Consider the following 22,590-nt stretch of genomic DNA (forward strand, 5'->3'; position numbering starts at 1 on the left):
CACGGCACCGGCGGCAATGGCCGCCCGGGCAAACCCGAAACGCTAGCGAGTCGGTCGTCGCAGGTCAAGCGCCGATGTGGGCCGGGCGGGCGGGCATCGGCCGCGATCGCCCGCCCGACGGGCCGCCAGCGGCTTCGGGCCGGTTGTCGCACGGCCGGCCGGCGGCCGTTTTCCGGGCAGCCCGGCGCGCCCCGGAAAGGACGAAAAAAAGGGCACGGTCGGCGCAAAGCGCCGGCGTGCCCGCATGGAGAATCCCGGATGGAGGGAATAGCGGGGCGCGATGGCCCCGCTTCAGGTCAGAAACGCGTACGGATGCCCGAAGTCAGTTCGAGCTGGTTTTTCGCGCCGAACGTCGACGACACCGTGTAGCCGCCATGCAGCTTCATGTAGTCGCCGGCCAGGTACACCTCGGTGCGCTTGCTCAGGTGATAGAACACCGAGCCGTAGATCGTCTCCTTGAAGCCGTTGGCGACGCCGTTGGTCAGGCTGAACGCGCCGAGGTTCGCGTTCGGCGTGAAGCCGTCCGCGTTGTTCGCGGCGTTCTTGATGCGCATCTGCTGGTAGCCGAGCTCGTAGTCGAGCGGGCCCTTCGGCGCGATCTTCATCGACACGGTCCACGCATCGTCGTGGCGCTGGCCGAGCGCGCCCTGGTCGCCGTTGTAGCGGAAGTAGCCGGCGTTCAGGCGCACGATGCTGAACGCGTAGTTGCCGCCGATCGAGAACGTCTGGTTCCTGAAGCCGTCGTGGTTCACGTGGTTGTAGAAACCCGACACGTTGAACGGCCCGCCGTTGTAGCCGAGCGCGAGCTGGTACGCGGAGCCGGTCGCGAACTGCGTCGAGTTGCTGAACTGGTAGCCCGCGCTCGCGAAGATGCCGTTGCTGAACAGCTTCTTCCACGCGATGCCGTTGTTGTAGCGCGTGCCGGTCGGGCCGGCCGCGTAGAAGATCATCTGCTTGAAGTTGTTCGAGTTGGTCCAGCCGCCTTCCTCGGTCGTCAGCTTCGCGGAGCCGTACGGGTCGCCGTAGATCGTCGATGCATCGCGCGCGATGGTGTTCTGGAAGCCGGCCGTCAGCTTGCCGAGGCGCTCGTCCTCGACGCCGACCCACGCGTCGCGGTCGAAGATCTGGCCGCTGTCTTCCATCTGGCCGTTCGCGACCACGAATTCGCTTTCGAGGCGGAAGATGATCTTCGTGCCGCCGCCGATGTCTTCAGCGCCTTTCAGGCCCCAACGGCTGCCGCTGAACCACGGCTCGCCTTCGTTGCCCATGCCGATCACGTGATTGCCGTTCGCGTCGGCGTGGGTCCGGTAGGTCGGAAAGCTCAGGTCCATCAGGCCGTAAAGCTGCACGCTCGACTGCGCATGCGCCTGGGTGCCCGCGCACAGGCCTGCCGCCGCGATGGAAAGGGCTAGGGTTTTTCGTTTCAAGATCGTCTCCTCCGAGCTGCCGCATTGAAATCTGGTCGTTGGCAGTACGCAATGTATGCCGACTCTTGCCGGCCACAGCGAGAGGGCCGACGCATAGAATCGTAGAGGGTGCAATCCTTCACGACGCTTTCCCGGATGCACGAATCCGATTGGTGAAAACACCGAACGAAAAGGGCACACGGGGCGCGGCGCAAGGCCAGGCGGGCGAAAGCGGGCGCTGCGCATCGCGCCTGCGCGCGGCGGGATTTGCGCAAATACAACACTTGAAACGCGAAGCGGGCGGCGCAGCGCGCGCGAGCGCCGGCGGCAGGTCGTAGGGGGGCGGGTCAGGCTTGCGCGGTCTTGCTGCGCAGGATGTAGCCGAGCCCGCGCAGCGTGATGATTTCCGCCGTGCTGCCTGCGAGATGCTTGCGCAACCGGTGGATGTAGATGTCGATCGCGTCCGCGCTCGGCTCGTCGTCGAGGGCGAACACGCTGTCCATCAGCCGCGCCTTCGATACGGTCTTGTTCTGCTGCAGCATCAGCATTTCGAGGATCGCGTGTTCGCGGCGGCGCAGCACGAGCGGCGCGTCGTTGCAGCGGAATTCGCGCTTGCCGAACGCGTAGACGAGATCGCCGCAGACGAGCTGCGTCGTGCCGACGCCCGCCTGGCGGCGAATCAGCGCGCGGATGCGCGCAACCAGCTCGCGCGACTCGAATGGCTTCACGACGTAGTCGTCCGCGCCCGCGCCGAAGCAGTCAACCTTGTCGTCGACCGAGCCGTGCGCGGTCAGCATCAGCACGGGCACGTTGTCGTTGCGGCGCCTCAGCCGCGCGAGCACTTCCTTGCCGCTGATGCCGGGCAGCCGCATGTCGAGCAGCACCGCGTCGTAGCGCTCGGTCTTCAGCACGGCATCGGCGCCCTCGCCGTCGCCAACGCAGTCGACCGCGAAATCCTCGCCGCGCAGCAGGTTCACGATCCAGTGCGCGAGTTCGGCGTTGTCTTCCACCAGCAGTAGTTTCATTGCAGCATTCTCTTCAACGATACGCGGGCAGCCGCACCGTTACGACGACGCCGCGGTTGCCAGGCCTCGGCGCGAGCGTCGCCATGCCGCCGTGCGCCTGCGCGATCTCACGGACGATCGCAAGGCCGAGGCCCGATCCTTCGGTGTCGCTCGACACGCGATAGAAGCGCTTGAACACGTGCGGGCGCGCCTCCGCCGGAATGCCCGGGCCGTTGTCGATCACGTCGAGCACCACCGTCTCGCCGTCACGGCGAGCCGCGACCGTCACGCAGCCGCCTCGCTGCGTATAGCGTACCGCGTTATCGACGAGATTCATCACAAGTGCGCTCAGCAGGCTGTCGCTGCCCGCGACGTCGAGTTGCTCGCCGAGATCCGCACCGAGATCGATGTCGCGCCGCTGCGCGAGCACGATCTCCTCCTCCAGTACGCTCGACACGACCGCGGCCAGGTCGACGCGGCCGGTCAGGAGCGTCGGCGGCGTCGCCTCCGCATGCGCGAGCAGCAGCAGCTTGTCGGTGACGTCGGCCATCTTGCGGCTGCTGCGCTGCATGCTGCCGAGCATCGAGGTCATCTCCGGATCGTCGCGCTCGCGCTGCATCGCGTACTGGATCTGCGTGTCGAGCACCGCGATCGGCGTACGCAACTGGTGCGCGGCATCGGCGATGAAACGCCGCTGAGTCGCCGTATGCGTATTCAGCCGCGCGATGCACTGGTTGATCGCATCGACGATCGGGAGCAATTCGTGTTGCAGCCGTTCCGGACGGATCGGCTCCAGCTCCATCGGGCCGCGGTCGGCAACGTCGTCCTTCAGCTTGATCAGCGGGCGCAGCTCGAACGTGAGCCCGAGATAGACGAGCACCATCGCCAGCAGCAACATCAGCGACAGTCGCACGAGCTGCGGCCGCCACAGCGTGTCGACCATCGCGCCGCGCGAGCGCGTCGTCTTGCCGACGATCACCGTGACAGTCTCGATCTGCCCCTCGTTGTACAGCTGTCGGTCGTATGCGATCACGCGCAGCGGGATACCGTCGAGCGCGGTGTCAAACAGCACCGGTTGGCCACCATGCCGCGGCGGCGCTTCCAGCGCGGGGTTGCCGGTGAGCAGCCGGTCGTGGCCGTCGATCACCTTGTAGAACACCGAATCGCGCGACGGCGATTCGAAAATCTCGAGCGCGGCGGGCGGCACGTCGGCGACAAGATAGCCGTTGCGCCACTCGACGTCCTCGCCGATCGTGCGCGCGGACGCGACGAGTGCGCTGTCCTGCACGAGGTCGGCCGTGCGGCGCGCGGTGTCGTACGACATCGCGCCCGCGATCAGCACGAACACCGTGAGCGGCAGCAGCAACCACCAGAGCAGCCGCCAGCGCAGGCTGTGCGTCATCCGTTCTCGCTCCTTCTCCTCAATGCCGAACCGCGCCGGGGCCGGAAGGCCACAGGCGCGGTCGGGTCCCGCGGGGTTATCGCGCGGCGCTCAGAACGCAGCGGGGCGCCACTTCAGCAGCCGCTTCTCCAGCCAGGTCAGCAGATAGTCGGCGGCCAGCGCAACCACGGCCAGCACGATCATCGCCGCGAACACGCCGCTCGCGTTGAACGCGCCCTGGGCGGTGGAGATTAACAGGCCGATACCCTGCTTGGAACCCAGGAATTCGCCGACGACCGCACCGACCAGCGCGAAGCCGAAGCTCACGTGCAGGCTCGCGAGAATCCAGCTCAGCGCGGACGGAATCACGACCGAGGTGGTGATCTGCCGGCGCGACGCGCCGAGGATCTGCGCGTTCGCGATCAGGTAGCGGTCGGCTTCGCGCACGCCCTGGAACGCGTTACCGAACACGACGAAGAACACCATCACGACGGCGAGCGCGATCTTCGACGCCATCCCGAGGCCGAGCGCGATCACGAAGATCGAGCCGAGCACCACGCGCGGAATCGAGTTCGCGATCTGGATGTAGAGGCCGAACACATCGGCCATCAGCTTGTTGCGGCCCAGCACGATCCCGCAGATCACGCCCGCGACCGAGCCGATCAGGAAGCCGATCGTGGTTTCCTCGAGCGTCACCCAGACCTGCGTGAGCAGCGGGCCCTGCGACGTGCCGTTCACGAACCAGTCCTGGATCTGATCGAAGATCAGCGACGGCATCGAGAAGAAGAACGGATCGATCCACTTGAGCCGAGCGGCCAGCTCCCAGCCGCCGAGCGTGAGGACGAGCACGGCGATCCGCAGGCCGATGATCAAATGCCGGCGGCGGCGCAGCCGGGTCTGCGCGGCGCGCTGCTCGTCCTCGAGCGACGTCGCCGGAATGGCGGTGTTGGGAAGCGTCATGTCGGTCATGCTCCTGTCCTTTGCGTCCTTGCTTGCGTCAGCCGATCTGCACTTCTTCGCGCAGGTCGTGCCAGATGTCCTTGGAAATTTCGATGAAGCGCGGGTCGTAGCGCACTTCCGACGTGATGCGCGGGCGCGGCAGGTCGATCTCGTACACCTGCTTGAGCGTCGCCGGGCGCGCGGTCAGCACGAACACGCGGTCCGCGAGCGCGACCGCCTCTTCGAGATCGTGCGTGACGAACACGACCGAGCCCTTGTTTGCCGACCAGAGCTGCAGCAGCTCGTCCTGCATCACCGTGCGGGTCTGCATGTCGAGCGCGGAGAACGGCTCGTCCATCAGCAGGATTTCCGGCTGGTTGATGAAGGTCTGCGCGAGCGCGACGCGCTTGCGCATCCCGCCCGACAGCTGGTGCGGGTAGTGCTTCGTGAACTTGTCGAGGCCGACCTTGCGGATCCATTCCTCGGCCTGCCCGTATGCGACGTCCTTCGAGCGGCCGCGGAACAGCGGGCCCGCCGCGACGTTGTCGATCACGTTGCGCCACGGGAACACCGCGTCGGCCTGGAACACGAAGCCGATGCGCGGATCGATCCCGTCGACGGGGCGGCCCATCACGCGCACCTCGCCGGAGGCAGGCTTGAGCAGCCCGGTGATCAGGTTGAGCGTCGTCGACTTGCCGCAGCCGGTCGGTCCGACGATCGCGATGAACTCGCCGCGCGCGACGCTCATGGTGAAATCGCGCAACGCGACGGTTGCCTTGCCATCCGGCGAAATGAAGCGGCACGACACGTTGCGAAACTCGATCGCCGGTGTGCTCGGTGAAACTGCCTGATTCATCGCATTTGTCCTGCGTGTGGGGCGCCGCCGGTCGGGCGGCACCGTGGCCGGTCAGCCGGGCCGGAACGGGAGCGGCGGGGCGGCGGGATCGTCCGCCGCCGCGGCGCTTATTTCGCGGTCACGTACTCGTTGGTGTAGGTGCGCGACAGGTCGATGTGCTTGCCCTTCACCGACGGGTTGAACGCCGACAGCACCTTCAGCACGGTCGCCGGGCCGTCGGCCGGCATCTTCGCGTCGGCCGTGAACATCGGCAGCGACGCCTTCAGCGCGCTCACGTACAGCACCTTGTCCTTCTGGTAGTCGGCCGGCATCTTCGCGGCGATGTCCTCGGCGCTGTGCGTGTGGATGAACTGCATCGTCTTCGCGAACGCGTGCGCGAGCTTGGTCGCCTGCGGCTTGTGCGAATCGACCCAGGCCGACTGTACGTACAGGCTCGCGGCCGGATAGGTGCCGCCGAGCGCGGCGCGCGTGCCTTCGAGCGTGCGCAGGTCGACCAGCACCTTCGCGTCGCCCATCTTCTCGAGCGCGGACACCGTCGGCTCGGTCGTCATCCCGGCATCGATCCGGCCCTGCTTGATCGCGGCGATGAAGCTCGCGTCGGCGCCGACCGGCAGCATCGTGTACTGCGTCGACGGCACGCCGTGCGCCAGTGCGAGGTATTGCGTGAGGAAGCTGGTCGACGAGCCGAGGCCCGTCACGCCGAGCGTCTTGCCCTTCGAGTCGGCCATCGACTTGAAGGTCGGCGCGGCCTTGGTCGACACCATCTCGACTTCGCCCGGCACCTGGCCGAACACGGCGATCGCCTTCACGTCCTTGCCCTTGCTCTGCAGGTCGATCGTGTGGTCGTAGAAGCCGACGACGCCCTGCACGGCGCCCGCGAGCAGCTCGTTCTCGGCGTCGACGCCGGCCGGCTGCGACAGCAGCTCGACGTCGAGCCCTTCGTCCTTGAAGTAGCCGAGTTCCTGGGTCAGCCGCGCGGGCAGGTAGATCAGCTTCGAGATCCCGCCGACCATGATCGTGATCTTGCCGCCGTCGTCGGCGAGGGCGGGGTGCGCGGCGAACGCGCAGGTCAGGCTGGCTGCAACGGCGAGGTGGCGCAGGATGGGTCGCATCGGGTTGTCTCCGTTCGTTATCGGTGTGGCGCGATGCTTTGTGCATCGTTGCGACGAGTATAGGGAGGTGAAACCTTCTGCAACCTTTCGCGGATCGGCGATTCCTTTAGGGGTTTTCCAGCAACGAGGGGCCGGAACAGCGGCGCACGGGGCCGGATGCGGCTACCGCCAGCCGATCAGCACGCGCCCCATCGCATCGAGCCCCATGTCGAACAGGTGCGACACGAACGGCACGAGGTTCGGCACCATCAGTTGCACGAGCAACAGCCCGACCAGCATCGTGACCGGAAAGCCGACCTGGAACACGCCGATCTGCGGCGCGGCGCGGTTCAGGATGCCGAGCGCGAGGTTCGCGATCAGCAGCGCCGCGACCACCGGCAGCGCGAGCAGCAGCCCCATTTCGATCACGGTCGCGCCGAACGCGGCGAGCGTGCGCCAGCCGGGCGCATGCAGCAGGTCGGCCGACACCGGCAGCGACTGGAACGACGCGGCGAGCGCGGCGAACACCTGCAGGTGGCCGTCCACCGCGAGGAACGCGAGCATCGCGACCGCGTTCAGGAAGCGGCCCATCACGGGCGTCGCGCCGCTCGTGTGCGGATCGAAGAAGGTGGCGAAGCCGAGGCCCATCGACAGCCCGATGAAGTCGCCGGCCGCCTCGACGGCCGCGAACACGATCTGCATCGTGAAGCCCATCGCGACACCGATCAGGAACTGCGTGACGACGATCCAGATGCCCTGCGCGGAGAACACGGTGACGTCCGGCATCGCTCCGAGCGTCGGCGCGACAACCAGCGCCATGAACGCGGCGAGGCCGATCTTCACGCGCACGGGCACCGCCGCGTGGCCCACGACGGGCGCGGTCGCGACGAGCGCGAGCATCCGCACGAACGGCCACAGGAAGGCGGTGAGCCAGCCGTTGAGCTGCGCGTAGGTAACCGAGAACATCGCCGCCGGGTGTCGCGCGCGGCTCAGCCGGCGCCGAGCGTCGCGACGTGCAGCAGCGTTTGCCGCAGGTAGTCGAGCATCGTCGTCAGCATCCACGGGCCGGCGATCACGAGCGTCGCGGCGACCGCGAGCAGCTTCGGGATGAACGACAGCGTTGCCTCGTTGATCTGCGTCGCCGCCTGGAACAGGCTCACGACCAGGCCGACCGCGAGCGCGACCAGCAGCAGCGGGGCGGCGAGCAGCAGGCCGACCATCATCGCCTGGTGCGCGAGGGTCATCACTTGTTCGGGCGTCATTGCGCGATTCCTCCGCCGCTTACGTGAAGCTCTGCGCGAGCGAGCCGATCAGCAACTGCCAGCCGTCGACCAGCACGAACAGCATCAGCTTGAACGGCAGCGACACGGTGGACGGCGACACCATCATCATCCCCATCGACATCAGCACGCTCGCGACGACCATGTCGACGATCAGGAACGGGATGAATACCGTGAAGCCGATCTGGAAGCCGGTCTTCAGCTCGCTCGTGACGAACGCGGGCACCAGCAGCGACAGCGGCACGTCCTCGGGGCCCTGCATCGGCGCGGCCTTCGAGATCTTCGCGAACAGCGCGAGATCGGTCTCGCGGGTCTGCTTCAGCATGAAGGTCTTGAACGGCGCGACGCCGCGCTGCACGGCCTGCTCCATCGGCATCGTACCGTCGGAGAACGGCTTGTAGCCGTCGTTGTAGGCCTTGTCGAGCACCGGCGACATCACGAAGAAGGTCAGGAACATCGCCAGGCCGACGAGCACCTGGTTCGGCGGCGTCGTCGCGGTGCCGAGCGCCTGGCGCAGCAGCGACAGCACGATGATGATGCGCGTGAAGCTCGTCATCATCAACAGCATCGCCGGCAGGAACGACAGCATCGTGAGCAGCAGCATCGTCTGCACGCTCAGCGAATAGGTGGTGCCGCCATGCGGGCCCGGACTCGCGTTGAACGCGGGCAGGCCGTTCGCCTGCGCGCACGCGAGCGCGGGGGCGAGACAGAGGATCAGCGCGGGCGCGAAGCGCGCCGCGCGACGCAGGAATTCGTGTTTCATCGGAATGCGGAAACGGAAAGAGGGCGCGGCGCCATGTCAGCGGTCCTTGCCGCGGCCGAGGCGCTTCGCGGCTTCGCCCGCGAGCGCGTCGCGAAACCGCGAGCCGAACGTGCCCGGCAGGCCGCCTTCGGACGGTGCGGCGCCGGCCGAAGCCGATGCCGCCGTCGGGCCGGCCGGCAGCGTATGCAGCAGCCGCACGTTGCCCGGCGCGACGCCGAGCACGAGCCAGGTATCGCCGATCTCGACGAGCGTCGCGCTTTCCTTCGCGCCGACCGCGACGCTCGACACGACCTTCAGCGGGCCGCCGCGCCGCGCGGGCTGGAAGCCGAAGCGGCGCGCGAGCCACGCGCACGCGAAGACGAGACCGATCACGACCGCGAGCCCGACGAGCGTCTGCAGCACCGCGCCGATGCCGAGCGACGGCGCGGCCGAACCGACCATCACGCTCGACGCGATCGAACCGGCATGGTTTACCGCGTTCATGTCGGCGGCGCCGGCCGGCGCGCACGCGAGCGCAGCGGCGACGGCAAGCGCCGCCGCGATCGCGATGCGCACGCGGCGGCCGCGCTTCGCGACGTTCATCGATTCAGCTTCCGGATGCGTTCGGCCGGCGTGATGATGTCGGTCAGGCGGATGCCGAACTTGTCGTTGACGACCACGACCTCGCCCTGCGCGATCAGGCAGCCGTTCACGAGCACGTCCATCGGCTCGCCGGCGAGGCCGTCGAGCTCGACCACCGAACCCTGCGCGAGCTGCAGCAGGTTGCGGATCGCGATCTTCGTGCGGCCGAGTTCCACGGTCATCTTGACCGGGATGTCGAGGATCATCTCGATGTCGTTGTGCGTCGAGCTCGCCGCGGCCTTCGACAGCGGCTGGAACACGCCGGCGCCCGTCGCGCCCGCCTGCACCGGCTGCTGGTTCTGCTCGGCGAGCGCGGCGGCCCAGTCGTCGATGCCCGGATCTTCTTCCGCCGCGGCCGGTGCCGCGTGAGCGGCGGCGGCCGAAGCCGCGAGGGCCGCATCGGCCATCGCTTGCATGTCGTCCTCGGGCGTCTGGTTCAGCTCACTCATATCCACCTTCCTTCATCGTATCGCTCGCGCTGATCATCTTCTGCACGCGCAACGCATATTGACCATTGAAAATGCCGTAGCCGCATTCCATCACCGGCACGCCGTCGACCTTCGCGGTGATCGAGTCGGCGATCTCCAGCGGCAGCACGTCGCCCGTGCGCAGGTTCAGGATCTTCTCGAAGGTCGACGAGATCTCGGCAAGATCCGCGCTCAGCTCGACCTCGGCGGCCTGTACCTGCTGCGACAGCACGCGCACCCAGCGGCGGTCGACTTCGAGCGCCTCGCCCTGGATCGGCGAACTGAGCACGTCGCGGATCGGCTCGATCATCGAGTACGGCATGCAGATGTGCAGCGTGCCGCCCGTCGGCCCGAACTCGATCGAGAACTGCGTGACGATCACGATCTCGTTCGGCGTTGCGACGTTCGCGAACTGCGTGTGCATCTCCGAGCGCACGAATTCGAACTGCAGCGGCCGCACGCTCTTCCACGCGGTCGCGTAGTGCTCGAACACGAGGTTCAGCAGCTTGCCGATGATCCGCTGCTCGGTGGCCGTGAAATCGCGGCCCTCGACGCGCGTGTGAAAGCGCCCGTCGCCGCCGAACAGGTTGTCGACGACGAAGAACACGAGGTTCGGGTCGAACACGAACAGCGACGTGCCGCGCAGCGGCTTCACGTGCACCAGGTTCAGGTTCGTCGGGATCGGCAGGTTGCGGGTGAACTCGCTGTACTTCTGCACCTTCACCTGGCTGACGGAGATTTCCGCGGTGCGCCGCATGAAGTTGAAGATGCCGATCCGCAGCAATCGCGCGAAGCGGTCGTTGATGATCTCGAGGCCGGGCATCCGGCCGCGGACGATCCGCTCCTGCGTCGCGATGTTGTAGGGACGGACGCCCGATGTGTCGCGCTGCTCGTCGACTGCATCGGTTTCGCCCGTGACGCCCTTGAGGAGGGCATCGACCTCCTCCTGCGACATGAATTCTTCGTGGCCCATCCCCGCTCCTTTCGCGGCCGCGTTACTGGACGACGAATTCGGTAAACAGCACGTCGTCGACCTTCGCGCGCTGGTTGCCCGGCTGCGTCGGCTGCTCGATCAGGTCCCGCAGTTCCTTCGCGAGCGAACGTTTGCCGTCCGGCGTCGCGAGATCCTCGGGATGCTTGTTCGACAGCGCGAGCAGGATCCGGCTGCGGATCTCCGGCATCCGCGCGGTCAGTTGCTCCTGCGCCTTCGGGTCGGTGAGCTTCAGCGACAGGCCGACGCGCAGGTAGTGCTGCGCGCCGTCGTCCGACTGCAGGTTCACGGTCAGCGGGTCGAGCGGGAAGAACACCGGTGCGGCGAGCGGCGCCGGCTCGGCGGGCGCGCTCGCATGGCCGACGCCTTCCTTGCTCAGGAACACGTACATGCCGCCGGCTGCGGCGGCGGCCGCGCCCAGCGCGATGACGGCGATGAGCGCGATGCGCTTGAACTTGCCGGACGAAGCCGGCTTGTCGGCGGTCGGGTTTGCGGTCGTGGAGGCCATGTGAATGCGTGCGTGATGTCTCGTAGCATGCATTGTTCGGCATCCGGGCCGAGCCCGATGGGCGGAAAAGAGGGGGGATTTGCGGCTATCTCAGCCGATTGTCGGCCGGCGCGGCCCGATGCAGGGTGGGGGCAGCGGCGGAAAGCGGTTGTTCGGGGCGCGGCCGGGGCGGCCCGGCACGCCCGGCGGGCGTCGGCCGCCCCGGCGCGGGCCGTCAGATCGGCAGCAGCGTCAGCAGCGGCGCGATCAGCACCATCGCGACGCCCGCGATCATCATCGTGAGGCTCGACACGACGCCTTCCTCGCTGCCGATCTCGCGCGCCTTCGCGGTGCCCACGCCGTGGGCGGCCGCGCCGAACAGCGCGCCGCGCGCGAGCCGCGTGCGCATCGGCACGAGCGCGAGCACGATCTCGCCGAGCAGCATCCCGCAGATACCGGTCGCGATCACGAACAGCGCGGTGAGATCCTTCGGCGCGTGGATCTTGTCCGACACGGCAAGCGCGAACGGCGTCGACACCGAGCGCGTCATCAGCGAGCGCTGCAGCTCGGGCGACAGGTGCAGCAGCTTCGCGAGCAGCAGCGACCCGCACACGCCCGCGCCGATCCCGACCGCGACGCCGACCGACAGCGACAGCCAGTGCCGGCGGATCAGGTCGCGATACTCGTAGATCGGCACCGCGAACGCGATCGTCGCCGGGCCGAGCAGCCACATCAGCCAGCGCGTGTCGCGGAAGTAGACCGAATACGGGATGCCGGTCAACAGGACGAGCAGCACCAGCACGCCCGGCACGAACACGAGCGGCGAAAACAGCAGCGTCTTCTTGTACGCGTAGAGCCGCTTCGACGCGAAATACAGCACGACCGTCAGCACGAAGCAGCCGAACGAGATCGCGGTATTCACCTGGTCGGCGGACAGGTTCGACAGCAAGGCAGGCATGCGCGGCTCCGGTTCAGTGGGCCGACACGGCGCTCAGGCGCGCGCGGCGGCGTTCGGCGAACACGCGCTGCGCGGCGAGCCGGCGTTCGAGCTTCGCGGCGAGGTCGACCGCGACGGCCACCGCGACCATCACGAACGCGGTGCCCGCGACGACCACCAGCGCGAGGCGCCAGCCATCCTCGCGGAACAGCCCGCCATACTGCACGGCCGCGACGGCGGCCGGCACGAAGAACAACAGCATGTCGGACAGCAGCCAGTTCGCGCCGTCCTTCACCCACGCGGGCGCGACACGGCCCGAGAACAGCAGCACGAGGAGCACCGCGAGGCCGATCACGCCGGACGGAACCGGCAGCCCGACCCTCCGCACGGCCCAGTCGACGGCCATCCACAGCGCGCCGAGCGCGGCGGCCTGCAGCGCGATCCGGCTCGTGTGTGCCATGCTGCCCGGAGCGGCAGGGCGGGCGGCGGCAACGGCGATCGGCTTGTTCATGGCGGGCTCCATACAGATATTTCAACGATGGGGCAAGTATAGGATTCCCTTATCCATAAATAAAATGACTTGTCTCTATCCTTCACATTCCAATTCGGAATTCGTTTGAGATCGTTGCACCAATTTGGGGAGTGATCGATGGAATTGCGCGCGCTGCGGTACTTCGTCGAGGTGGTCCGCCAGCAGAGCTTCACCGCGGCAGCCGACAAGCTGTTCGTGACCCAGCCGACCATCAGCAAGATGGTGAAGGCGCTCGAGGACGAGATCGGTTCGCCGCTGTTGCTGCGCGACGGCCGGCAGATGGTGCTGACCGACGCGGGGCGGATCGTGTTCCAGCGCGGCCAGGACGTGCTTGCCGCACAGGCGCAGCTGCAGTCGGAGCTGAACGATCTCGGCACGCTCGGGCGCGGCGAGCTGACGATCGGTGTCCCGCCGCTCGGCGGGTCGCTGTTCACGCCGATCATCGCCGCGTACAAGCAGCGCTATCCGAACATCGAGCTGAAGCTGTTCGAGCAGGGCGCGCGGATGATCGAGGCGGCGCTGATGTCGGGCGAGCTCGAGCTCGGCGGGCTGCTGGAGCCGGTCGACCCCGGCACGTTCGAGCGGCTGCCGATGGTGCGCGCGCCGCTGTGGCTCGTCGCGCCGCGCGAATCGCGCTGGGAGGATCAAGCGGCCGTGCGGCTCGCCGATCTCGCGCGCGAGTCGTTCGTGTTCTACGCGGAAAGCCTTGCGCTGCACGACGCGGTGCTCGATGCGTGCCGTCAGGCCGGCTTCACGCCGTCGATCGTGAGCCGCAGCGGCCACTGGGATTTCATGGCCGCGCTCGTGCATGCGGGGGTCGGCATCGCGCTGCTGCCCGAGCCGTATTGCCGGCGGCTCGACACGGGCCAGTTCACGTGCCGGCCGATCGTCGAACCGGAAATCACGTGGGCGATCGCGCTCGGCTGGCTGAAGAAGGGGTATCTGTCGCACGCGGCGCGCGCGTGGCTGGAAGTTGCACGGGCGACGCTGCCGATCGCGCCCGGCGACGATCTCGCGTTCGGCGGGTTGCGGGCGAGGGCGTGATGCCCGGGCGTGGCGCGCGATCAGACGTGCTGGATGGGGCCTGATAAGAGCACCGGGCTTGTGCGGGAATGCAACATCATGCGTCGCCCTCGAACAGCTTCCCAATAGCAGTGTTGCCCATCGCACCGAAATCTTCCGGGATACGGATCTGCCCCTTCATGAAGCCGATCCGGCTCAGTGGAGCGGATTCGTGCGTATTGATCGGCACAACCTCGACGAGCGGCTTGCCGGTTTTCGTGATCACGAAGGGTTCGCCGGTATGGACGGCTTCATCGATCAGACGCGACAGATTCGTCTTCGCGTCATGTATGTCATAGGTTCGCATCGCATTTCCAGTACGTGCCAGGCTCAAACACCTTCCTGGTCCGACGCAATTGGGCAACGTGACGAAGGTTACGCCATCTCACGCCGCCCTCAATGCCCCATCGCCGGCCCCGCACCCTTCTTCGGCTTCGTGATCCACACGAGCGCCGCGAGCGCGATGAACATGAACGCCGACAACAGGAAGAAATCGTTGGTCGCCATCATGAAGCCCTGCTGCGTGACGAGCTGGTTGAGCTGCGCGTTGGCCGTCTGGCCGACGATGCCGAGCTGCGACAGCGCGCCCTGGTAGTCGGTCGTGTTCTGCGCATAGATGCTCACCGATTCCGACAGCCGCGCATGGTGATAGATCGCGTCGTTCTCCCAGAACGTCGAGCTGGCCGCGGTGCCGATCGCGCCCGACAGCGTGCGCAGGAAGTTCGACAGCCCCGACGCGCTCGCGAGCCGATCGTCGGAAATGCTCGACAGCGTGATCGTCGTCATCGGCACGAAGAAGCACGCGACGCCGATCCCCTGCACGAGCCGCGGCAGGATCACGTGGTTGAACGGCACGTCGAGCGTGAACGTCGAGTTCCAGATCGACACGCCCGCAAACACGATGAACGCGAAGCTCGCGACCATCCGCAGGTCGAGCCGGTGCATGTTGCGGCCGATCAGCGGCGACAGCACGAGCGCGAGCAGCCCGACCGGCGCGGTCGCGAGGCCGGCCTTGCCGGCCGTATAGCCCATCACCGTCTGCAGCCATAGCGGGAAGATCACGACCGAGCCGAAGAACGCCATGAAGCCGAACGAGATGATCAGCGCGCCGAGCGCGAAGTTGCGATCCTTGAACAGCGACAGGTCGACCACCGGCTCCTTCTCGGTCGCCTCCCACACCAGCATGAACGCCAGCGACACGACCGCGATCAGCGCGAGCGCAGTGATGAACGACGAGTTGAACCAGTCGCGATCCTTGCCGAGGTCGAGCATCATCTGCAGGCACGACACGCCGATCACGAGCAGTGCGAGGCCGATCGCGTCGATCCGCTGCTTCGACGTCTTCGTCTCGCGGCCGCGCAGCAGCACGTACGCGCAGGCCGCCGAAAAGATGCCGATCGGCAGGTTGATGTAGAAGATCCACGGCCACGTGTAGTTGTCGCTGATCCAGCCACCCAGCAACGGGCCGAAGATCGGCGCGACGATCACCGTCATCGCCCATAGCCCGAGCGCGAGCCCGCGCTTCGCGGGCGGGTAGCTGCGCATCAGGATCGTCTGCGACAGCGGCACCATCGGCCCCGACACGAGGCCCTGCAGCAGCCGGAAGGCGATCAGCGTCTCGAAGTTGGTCGCGAGGCCGCACAGCGCCGACGCGACCGTGAACGCGAGCACCGACAGCGTGAACAGCCGCACCTCGCCGACCCGCCGCGCGAGCCAGCCGGTGAGCGGCACCGCGATCGCGGACGCGACCGAGTACGACGAGATCACCCACGTGCCTTCGCTCGTCGCGACGCCGAGGCTGCCCGAGATGGTCGGCACCGCGACGTTCGCGATCGACGTGTCGAGCACTTCCATGAAGGTGCCGAGCGCAAGCCCGACGGTGAGCAGCGCGAGTGCGCCGCCGGTGAGCGGTGCGGGTTCGGCGGCGGGGGAGGCGGCAGATGCCGTGGTGGCGGACATCGGAATCTCCTAGACGCGGCGCGCGCGACGCGCCGGCACAACGCACGGGTGCGCGACGCAGCGCGGCCCGGCCGGGTGGAACGGATAAGAGGAAAAGCGGAGCGCGTGCCCTGTCATCTTCTGCCCAGACAGAGAAATAAGCGAATGCTTAACCTAGACATGGGGCCTCCGTGCGCATCAGCAGTCCGCTTCGTCGGGCTTCGGGCAACCGGGCGTGCCGGGCCCGTTGGCGATGAAGCGCTGCAGCAGGCCGGTGAGCATTGCGAGTTCGTCGGCCGAGAAACCGTCGAGCTGCGCGTTGAGCGCGGTCGCGATCAGCGACGGCAGCGCGCGGGCCGCATCGGCGCCGCGTTCGGTCAGCGTCAGCTCGATCATCCGGCGGTCCTGCTCGCTGCGCGAGCGCGCGACCAGCCCCTTGCGTTCGAGCCGGTCGAGCATCCGCGTCATCGAACCGCTGTCGTACGACATCTTGCGAGACAGCTCGAACGGCGTGCGCGCATAGCCGCGCGACAGCAACAGGATCACGCCGATCTGCTGTGCGGTGAGGTCGAGCGGCTCGAGCGCGCGGTCCATTCGCTCGACGAGCGCCTGCCGTGCCTTCGTCAAGTAATAGCCGAGGCTGGTTTCCAGCGCGATGTTCTCGGGATCGTAGAGGCCGCCGGTCATGCGATTGCGCTCGCAGCAATAGTGCGTTTCAGGTTAAAACGCGCCCAGTATCTTGAAAATTGATTGCTTAGTCAATATTATTTGAGGCAACCAGTTACGACGTGCATGTTGCACTGCCGGAGACGATGTTCTGACCGATTCGCCCGCGCTGCCGGGCACCCGAGGATGTTCGCGATGCTGTTCCTGAAAAATGCCGCCGGCGCGCTGCGCCGCAACCTGACCGATACCGCTCATCATGTGTTTTCCGGGCCGCACCGCGGCTGGAAGATCGCGCTGTACGTGACGATGCTGGTCGTGCCGGGCGGTTCGCTCGCGGCGCTCGGGTTCGCATGGTTCGATCATCACCGGCAGCGCAACGCGAAGGGCGGCGCACGCCGCACGAGCCAGCCGGCCGCGACGGAGCCGTCGTCATGGCGGGCCGCCGCCGAACCCGTGCCGGTGCCCGTGCGCTGTCACTGACGCCACGTCGCTCCCGCCATCCCGACTGATCGCCGGCCGCGCTACCCGCGGCCGCCGTCGCGCGCCTGTCTCGTCGCAAGCGATCCGTAATGGCCGGTAAACCGGCCGCTCGCGCCGGTAACACATTCCTGCCGTCGCGCACCGTACCCTTAGGGCTGCGCAGCTTCCCCGCCGTCAGTTACCATTTGTCCGCCAGCGGCATGACGACCGCATCGCGCGACGCCGCTCGCCGGCCGCCGCGCCCAGACAGGAAAACCACGATGCCGTACGCCTCCCTCCCGCGCGCCCTTCGCCCGCTGAGCGCCGCCGTCGCCGTTGCGACGGCCGTGCTGCTCGCCGGCTGCGCCGTCGGGCCCGACTATCATCGGCCCGACACGTCGATCCCCGCCGCGTTCAAGGAAGCGCCGGCCGGCTGGAAGGTCGCGCAGCCCGCCGACCGCACCGATCGCGGCGCGTGGTGGACGGTCTACAACGATCCGCAGCTCGATGCGCTGATCGGCAAGCTCAACGCATCGAACCAGACCATCGCGCAATCGGCGGCCGCGTACCGGCAGGCGCGCGCGCTCGTCACCGAGGCGCGCGCCGCATATTTCCCGACCGTCGGGCTGACCGCGTCCGGCTCACGCGCCCGCACGCCGCGCACGTCGCTGTCGTCGGGCTCGTCGTCGAACGTCGGCAGCGGCTCGTCCGGATCGATCGGCAACAGCTACAGCGTCGGCCTCGACGCAAGCTGGGAACCCGACCTGTGGGGCAAGGTGAGCCGCACCGTCAGCGCGCAGCGCGCCGGCGAAGCCGCCGCCGCGGCCGATCTCGCGAACGCGCGGCTGTCGCAGCAGGCGCTGCTCGCGCAAACCTATTTCCAGCTGCGCACGTCCGATGCGCTGCAGAAGCTGCTCGACGACACCGTGAAGTCGTACGAACAGTCGCTGAAGCTCACGCAGAACCAGTACGCGCAGGGCGTCGCCGCGCGCGCGGACGTGATCCAGGCGCAAACCCAGCTGCAGAGCGCGCAGGCGGCGCTGATCGACAACGGCGTCGCGCGTGCGCAGTTCGAGCATGCGATCGCCACGCTGATCGGCGAACCGGCGTCGACCTTCTCGCTGCCGCCGAACCCGCTCGCGGCCGAGCCGCCGATCACGCCGGTCGACGTGCCGTCCGCGCTGCTCGAGCGCCGGCCCGACATCGCGGCGGCCGAGCGCCGTGCGGCCGCCGCGAACGAGCAGATCGGCGTCGCGATCGCCGCGTTCTTCCCGACGCTTACGCTGTCGGCCACCGGCGGCTTCCAGAGCTCGGTGTGGTCGCAGCTGTTCACGCTGCCGGCGCGTTTCTGGACGGTCGGCCCGCAGCTCGCGGCCACGCTGTTCGACGCGGGGCTGCGCGCCGCGCAGACCGACGCCGCACGCGCGACCTACGACCAGGACGTCGCCGCGTATCGCCTCGCGGTGCTCACCGCGTTCCAGGACGTCGAGGACAACCTCGCGTCGCAGCGCATCCTCGCGCAGGAAATCGACGTGCAGCGGCAGGCCGTCGACAGTGCCGAACACGCGCTCGCGATCGTCACGAACCAGTACAAGGCCGGCACGGTCGCCTATCTGAACGTGCTGACCGCGCAGACCACCGCCTTCACCGCGCAGCAAAAGCTCGCGACGATCACCGGGCAGCGGATGACGTCGTCGGTCGGGCTCGTGAAGGCCCTCGGCGGTGGCTGGGATGCGTCGGACATGGCGCGCGAGAACGGCGACATGGCTGCGCCGGCGCCCGTCCCGGCGTCCGGTGCGGCCGCGCCGCTCGCGCAGAAGTAACGGAAGAAGGCGACGCGCGCGTCAGCGCATCGCGTCGCCGAAGATCAGCGAAACCTCGTTGTTCCCGATCGGGTGGCCGAGCAGGTTCAGCAGCCCCGCGAGGTTTGCCTGCTGCTCGGGCGCCGCATGCGCGGTGCCACGGAACGATCCCTGGCCGGCGCCGAAGTTGCCGTGCCCGTCGAGGAACAGCGGGCCCTGCGTCGTCGACAGGTCGAGATCGGCGCCCGCCCCCTTCGCCTGCAGCACCGCGCGGTACGAACCGAGCGGCTTCACGCGCGACACGCGCGAACTCATCGAGTCGATCGTCACCGTCAGCTGGCCGAACGCGTTGTGGCCGAACAGGCGCCAGTCGGTCCAGCCGAGCCGCACGTCACCCTGCAGGTCGAGCGTGTTGAACGGCGTGCCGAGCCCCGCGAGCAGCGACGCGGGCACGGCCATCGTGCCCGCCGACAGCACCGCGCCGCGCCACGTCGCATCCAGCGTGACGGCATCGGGCATCGCCTCGGTCTGCCGCATGCGCATCTGCACGCGCCCGGTCAGCAGCGGCCAGAAGCGCGTGGTCCATTCGACCCGGCCCGGCAGCAGCGTCGCCGCGCCCTGGTCGGCGCCCGGCGCGAGCATCAGCGTGCCCGAGCCGTGCCACAGCGACCCGTCCGGATCGACGAGATTCACGTGCCCGCCGGTCGCGCGGGCGAACTGTGGCGCGATCCACGCGGCCGGCGCGAGCGCGACGAGCGTCACCGCCGTCGCGAGCCCGCCTGCCACCACCCACGGCAACGCGGCGACGAGCCGCTTCGTCCACGGCCTCATCGGCGGACCGCCGCTTGCGTCATCCACTGCGTCATTTATTTCTGTACGGAAGGTTGCATCACGGCCGTCAGGTCGACCTGCCCGTCTTCCTTCAGCGCGGTCGCGTGCGCCTCGCCGACCTGCACCTTGAACTGCCGGCGCGCATCGTCGAGCCACTGCGTCCACGCCGGGAACGACACGTTCTTCATCTGGACCTGCACGCCGTTGCCGACGATCTGCACCTGCGCACCCTGCAGCCCGTGATCGGACAGCGACGCGATCAGCGCGTCCTTCAGCGCCAGGCCGGTCGGCGCGACGCCCTGCGCGGCGGCAGTCAGCGACTTCGCCTCGTTCGCCTGCGCGGTCATTTGCGCGAGCTCGCGACGCATCGTCGGCAGTTCGCGCAGGATCCGCGCGCGGCCTTCCTGCGCGGGCGACCACAGCACCGAATACGCGATCACGACCGCCAGCACGGCGCCGCCCCAGCCGAGCAGCGTTTTCTCGCGCGGCGAGCGCTCACCCCAGAACTGGGCCAGCGTCTGGTTCAGTTGTTCCGTCTTCATGAGCGGCTCCGGATCGTCCATTTGCCCGTGTTGCTGTCGACTTCGCCGGACAGTCCGTTGCGCGCGAGGCGCTGCGTGAAATCGGGATCGACCTTGACCTCCGGCTTGAAGCCGACGTCGAGCCGCCGGTCGTGATAGTCGAGCGACGCGATGCCGTTCAACGGCAGCGCGCCCATCGAGCGCGACAGCCCGCTCGACAGCGCGAGGAAATCGTTCGGCGACAGCTCGCCCGCCGCCAGACGCAACTGGTCGAGCTGCCGCTGCATCTGCGCGGGCGGATCGAGCACCGTCGTCGTCTTCGGGAACGCGGACAGCAGCGTCTCGGTGACCTGCGCGGACAGCGCATCGCGCTCGCGCGACAGCTTCCACCAGTGCAGGTTCATCCCGATCACTGCCACGCCGAGCGTCGCCGCGACGAGGGCGAGCGGCACGCGCAGGCGCTTCACCGTCGCGCGATCGAAGCGCCACGGCTGCGACTCGAATTCGAACTGGCACAGATCGAACCGCTCGGCCAGCGCGCGCCGCGCGAACGCGTCGAACGACAGCGGCGCGGCACCCGGCAGCAGCGGGCCGTCGGTGCGGCCGACCGATGCGAGCCGCGGCTCCGCGCCCGGTTCGCCGAGTTCGTACAGTTCGACGTCGCCGCCGCGCGCGAGCGCGGCAAGCGTGCCGGCGGCGCTCGACGCGGGCGCCGCAAAGCCTTCGCCGAGCGCACCGCGCGCAACCGCGAGTTCGAGGCGCGGCACACCGGCCGCGGCCGGCAGTGCGCCGGCCTCGACCAGCACCGGTTCGACCGACGTCGCGAGCCCGAGCACCGCGGCAACCAGCGCCGGGCGGGCGGGCGGCTCGACGGCGACCGCGGCAACCGCGGCATCGGCGAGGCCGGCGACCTCACCGTCGGCCGGCACGGCGGATGCCGCTTCGGCCGACGCGCGCGGCACCGGCAGGCAGCGGGTCGCGGGCACCGCGCTCAGGTGCCGATGGCCGGCCGCCGTGAACGCGTCGCAGATCGTGCGGAACCACGCGCGGTCGACCACGGCCAGCACGCGGCGCCCGTCGGGCAGCGCGTCCGGATCGAGCGCGATGTGGCAACCGAGCGGATCCTGGATCAGCTGATCCTCGACGATGTTGGGCAGCGCCTGGCGCAGCTTCGGTCCCTTGAGCGGCGGCACGGTCGCGGCCAGCAGCAGCACGTCGCGCGCGGCGACGATCAGCACCGTCGCATTCGCGCGCGGCAGCAGCGCGAGCGCGGCGCGGCCGGCGCGCTGCACATGCCCGGCCTTGTCGACGAGCGTGAACGGCAGCTCGGGCCACTGCCATTCCTGCAACGGCACGGCAGGCTCGCGCGGCGGCAAAGAAACAATCAACGTGCTCACAAGAGCTCCTCTCCCGAATGGCGTCGTTATAGCTGGTCGCGGATGCGCACGATCCGCGTCGAGTGCGTGGTCGGATCACGATACACGAGCGAAGTGCGGTCGACCTCCGCGCGGTCGTGCTGGATCCGGCCATGCACGATGAAATAACTCGAATTGACGTCGACGAGGCTCGAGTCGATCGTCACGTTCGGCGCGCCGGCGCCGCGCAGCGCGAGCTGCACGTCACCGACGTTGCGGAAAAACACGGTCTCGCGGCGCGACACGAGCGCCTGCGCGGACGACACGCTCATCCCCGGCACGAGCGCCGCGATCACCTCGGCCGGCGCGGTGTTCATGTTCACGGGCGTCGTGGTCGGCAGCACGGTGACGAACGGGCGCAGCCGCGCGACCATCTCGGGCGTCACGCCGTCGACGTCGAGCAGGCTGTCGACGCGCGTCATCATCAGCGGCGCGGGCCCGCGGTCGCCGCCGGACATGCCGGGATCGTCGGTGAAGTTGCTGCCGCCCTGCTGGTCGGTGGTCACCGGCGCGGTGGCCGGCGCCGTACCGCCGCCGCCGGGCAGCGTCGGCATCTGGAAACGCGTCGCCGAATGCATGAGGCCGGCGCGCACCTGCAGCGCGATGCGCTTCGCGAACGCGCCGTCGTAGCCGAGCGTCGTCAGCAGGCGCTGGAATGCCTTGAGCTGCGTGACGTTCAGCTGCAGCACGCCGGGCGCCGGCGCCGACACGAGGTTGCGCAGGTTGAACTTCGCCTGGGCGTCCTCGATCGAGCCGGAGATATAGGTGTCTTCGCCGCCCGTGTCGTTGGGCGCGCCGATCCGGCCGAGGAAGTCCGACAGCTTCGTCTTCGCGATCGGCACGCCCCAGATCCCGCCGAGATACGTGATGCCGGGCGCCGTGTCGCCTTCGGAGCGCAGGATCATCCGCGTCCAGTCGAGCGCGCCGCGCGCGACCCACTGCGCCTGCGCGATCACGCGCTGGTTCTCGATGCGGCGGATCTGCACCTGCTGGCGCCACAGCATCCCCGATACCAGGATCGCCGACAGCGCGACGACGAGCAGCGCGGTGATGATCGCCGCGCCGCGCTGGCGGCCGCGTGCATGCATACGTGCAGCAGTGCGGTTGGCGGGCGATGAGCGGTGAGGGCGCGCGCGCATCG

At 68.2% G+C, this 22,590-nt stretch carries 25 protein-coding genes; 3 read left to right on the forward strand and 22 right to left on the reverse strand.

Annotated elements, in window-relative coordinates:
• Positions 1 to 296: 296 nt before the first annotated feature.
• The 15 genes from CUJ89_RS00225 to CUJ89_RS00295 form a co-directional block, all read right to left on the reverse strand.
• Positions 297 to 1,427 (reverse strand): porin, encoded by a 1,131-nt coding sequence (locus CUJ89_RS00225; protein ID WP_114175314.1) that lies wholly within the window; start codon positions 1,425 to 1,427, stop codon positions 297 to 299.
• 326 nt (positions 1,428 to 1,753) lie between these two features.
• The gene (locus tag CUJ89_RS00230) at positions 1,754 to 2,431 is read right to left on the reverse strand and encodes a response regulator (protein WP_114175316.1); all 678 of its coding nucleotides are present in this window, start codon (positions 2,429 to 2,431) and stop codon (positions 1,754 to 1,756) included.
• Positions 2,432 to 2,444: 13 nt separating this feature from the next.
• Positions 2,445 to 3,812 carry a sensor histidine kinase gene (locus tag CUJ89_RS00235; RefSeq protein ID WP_114175318.1) on the reverse strand — a complete coding sequence of 456 codons (1,368 nt, stop codon included), beginning with the start codon at positions 3,810 to 3,812 and terminating at the stop codon, positions 2,445 to 2,447.
• 90 nt (positions 3,813 to 3,902) lie between these two features.
• Entirely contained in the window at positions 3,903 to 4,760 is an 858-nt protein-coding gene (locus CUJ89_RS00240; protein WP_114175320.1) for an ABC transporter permease, read from the reverse strand.
• A gap of 28 nt (positions 4,761 to 4,788) precedes the next feature.
• Positions 4,789 to 5,586 carry an ABC transporter ATP-binding protein gene (locus tag CUJ89_RS00245; protein ID WP_114175322.1) on the reverse strand — a complete coding sequence of 266 codons (798 nt, stop codon included), beginning with the start codon at positions 5,584 to 5,586 and terminating at the stop codon, positions 4,789 to 4,791.
• 107 nt (positions 5,587 to 5,693) lie between these two features.
• On the reverse strand, positions 5,694 to 6,698 hold the full coding sequence (locus CUJ89_RS00250) for an ABC transporter substrate-binding protein (RefSeq protein WP_114175324.1): 1,005 nt from the start codon (positions 6,696 to 6,698) through the stop codon (positions 5,694 to 5,696).
• 162 nt (positions 6,699 to 6,860) lie between these two features.
• Positions 6,861 to 7,643, reverse strand: coding sequence for a flagellar biosynthetic protein FliR (gene fliR / locus CUJ89_RS00255; RefSeq protein WP_114175326.1), 783 nt, complete (start codon positions 7,641 to 7,643; stop codon positions 6,861 to 6,863).
• Between the two features lie 23 nt (positions 7,644 to 7,666).
• Positions 7,667 to 7,939 carry a flagellar biosynthesis protein FliQ gene (gene fliQ, locus CUJ89_RS00260; protein ID WP_006401718.1) on the reverse strand — a complete coding sequence of 91 codons (273 nt, stop codon included), beginning with the start codon at positions 7,937 to 7,939 and terminating at the stop codon, positions 7,667 to 7,669.
• A gap of 19 nt (positions 7,940 to 7,958) precedes the next feature.
• Positions 7,959 to 8,720 (reverse strand): flagellar type III secretion system pore protein FliP, encoded by a 762-nt coding sequence (gene fliP / locus CUJ89_RS00265; RefSeq protein ID WP_114175328.1) that lies wholly within the window; start codon positions 8,718 to 8,720, stop codon positions 7,959 to 7,961.
• 36 nt (positions 8,721 to 8,756) lie between these two features.
• Positions 8,757 to 9,302, reverse strand: coding sequence for a flagellar biosynthetic protein FliO (gene fliO, locus CUJ89_RS00270; protein ID WP_114175330.1), 546 nt, complete (start codon positions 9,300 to 9,302; stop codon positions 8,757 to 8,759).
• Positions 9,299 to 9,790, reverse strand: coding sequence for a flagellar motor switch protein FliN (fliN, locus tag CUJ89_RS00275; protein WP_114175332.1), 492 nt, complete (start codon positions 9,788 to 9,790; stop codon positions 9,299 to 9,301). Before fliN ends, fliO begins: the two co-directional genes overlap by 4 nt.
• The gene (fliM, locus tag CUJ89_RS00280; protein ID WP_114175333.1) at positions 9,783 to 10,781 is read right to left on the reverse strand and encodes a flagellar motor switch protein FliM; all 999 of its coding nucleotides are present in this window, start codon (positions 10,779 to 10,781) and stop codon (positions 9,783 to 9,785) included. The genes fliN and fliM overlap by 8 nt, the downstream gene beginning before the upstream one ends.
• A gap of 22 nt (positions 10,782 to 10,803) precedes the next feature.
• Positions 10,804 to 11,340, reverse strand: a complete 537-nt coding sequence (gene fliL / locus CUJ89_RS00285) for a flagellar basal body-associated protein FliL (RefSeq protein WP_114175335.1) — start codon at positions 11,338 to 11,340, stop codon at positions 10,804 to 10,806.
• 181 nt (positions 11,341 to 11,521) lie between these two features.
• Entirely contained in the window at positions 11,522 to 12,244 is a 723-nt protein-coding gene (locus tag CUJ89_RS00290; protein WP_114175337.1) for an LrgB family protein, read from the reverse strand.
• Between the two features lie 13 nt (positions 12,245 to 12,257).
• Positions 12,258 to 12,734, reverse strand: a complete 477-nt coding sequence (locus CUJ89_RS00295) for a CidA/LrgA family protein (protein ID WP_114178429.1) — start codon at positions 12,732 to 12,734, stop codon at positions 12,258 to 12,260.
• 138 nt (positions 12,735 to 12,872) lie between these two features.
• Here CUJ89_RS00295 and CUJ89_RS00300 point away from each other — a divergent pair, with 138 nt between their 5' ends.
• Positions 12,873 to 13,799 carry a LysR family transcriptional regulator gene (locus tag CUJ89_RS00300; RefSeq protein WP_114175339.1) on the forward strand — a complete coding sequence of 309 codons (927 nt, stop codon included), beginning with the start codon at positions 12,873 to 12,875 and terminating at the stop codon, positions 13,797 to 13,799.
• Positions 13,800 to 13,875: 76 nt separating this feature from the next.
• On the opposite strand, the gene CUJ89_RS00305 is transcribed toward CUJ89_RS00300, so the two are convergent.
• The 3 genes from CUJ89_RS00305 to CUJ89_RS00315 all read right to left on the reverse strand — a co-directional run bounded on the left by CUJ89_RS00305 (position 13,876) and on the right by CUJ89_RS00315 (position 16,442).
• On the reverse strand, positions 13,876 to 14,124 hold the full coding sequence (locus CUJ89_RS00305; RefSeq protein ID WP_114175341.1) for a type II toxin-antitoxin system Phd/YefM family antitoxin: 249 nt from the start codon (positions 14,122 to 14,124) through the stop codon (positions 13,876 to 13,878).
• A gap of 89 nt (positions 14,125 to 14,213) precedes the next feature.
• Positions 14,214 to 15,776 (reverse strand): DHA2 family efflux MFS transporter permease subunit, encoded by a 1,563-nt coding sequence (locus CUJ89_RS00310; RefSeq protein WP_114175343.1) that lies wholly within the window; start codon positions 15,774 to 15,776, stop codon positions 14,214 to 14,216.
• Between the two features lie 177 nt (positions 15,777 to 15,953).
• Positions 15,954 to 16,442, reverse strand: coding sequence for a MarR family winged helix-turn-helix transcriptional regulator (locus CUJ89_RS00315; protein WP_114175345.1), 489 nt, complete (start codon positions 16,440 to 16,442; stop codon positions 15,954 to 15,956).
• A gap of 174 nt (positions 16,443 to 16,616) precedes the next feature.
• On the opposite strand from CUJ89_RS00315, the gene CUJ89_RS00320 reads away from it, so the two are divergent.
• Together CUJ89_RS00320 and CUJ89_RS00325 are read left to right on the forward strand one after the other, a co-directional pair.
• Positions 16,617 to 16,901 (forward strand): multidrug ABC transporter ATPase, encoded by a 285-nt coding sequence (locus tag CUJ89_RS00320; RefSeq protein ID WP_114178430.1) that lies wholly within the window; start codon positions 16,617 to 16,619, stop codon positions 16,899 to 16,901.
• Between the two features lie 260 nt (positions 16,902 to 17,161).
• Positions 17,162 to 18,703, forward strand: a complete 1,542-nt coding sequence (locus CUJ89_RS00325) for an efflux transporter outer membrane subunit (RefSeq protein WP_114178431.1) — start codon at positions 17,162 to 17,164, stop codon at positions 18,701 to 18,703.
• A 21-nt stretch (positions 18,704 to 18,724) separates the two neighbouring features.
• Here the strand turns inward: CUJ89_RS00325 and CUJ89_RS00330 are convergent, their stop codons facing one another.
• The 4 genes from CUJ89_RS00330 to gspK are packed head-to-tail and all read right to left on the reverse strand — an operon-like array spanning position 18,725 to position 22,588.
• Positions 18,725 to 19,513, reverse strand: coding sequence for a type II secretion system protein N (locus CUJ89_RS00330; protein WP_114178432.1), 789 nt, complete (start codon positions 19,511 to 19,513; stop codon positions 18,725 to 18,727).
• Positions 19,514 to 19,548: 35 nt separating this feature from the next.
• Positions 19,549 to 20,055, reverse strand: coding sequence for a type II secretion system protein GspM (gspM, locus tag CUJ89_RS00335; protein WP_114178433.1), 507 nt, complete (start codon positions 20,053 to 20,055; stop codon positions 19,549 to 19,551).
• Entirely contained in the window at positions 20,052 to 21,431 is a 1,380-nt protein-coding gene (gene gspL / locus CUJ89_RS00340; protein ID WP_114175347.1) for a type II secretion system protein GspL, read from the reverse strand. The genes gspM and gspL overlap by 4 nt, the downstream gene beginning before the upstream one ends.
• 26 nt (positions 21,432 to 21,457) lie before the next feature.
• On the reverse strand, positions 21,458 to 22,588 hold the full coding sequence (gene gspK, locus CUJ89_RS00345) for a type II secretion system minor pseudopilin GspK (RefSeq protein WP_114178434.1): 1,131 nt from the start codon (positions 22,586 to 22,588) through the stop codon (positions 21,458 to 21,460).
• Positions 22,589 to 22,590 lie beyond the last annotated feature (2 nt).

Origin of the sequence: Burkholderia pyrrocinia (assembly GCF_003330765.1) — a bacterium.
Classification (GTDB): Bacteria; Pseudomonadota; Gammaproteobacteria; order Burkholderiales; family Burkholderiaceae; genus Burkholderia; species Burkholderia pyrrocinia_B.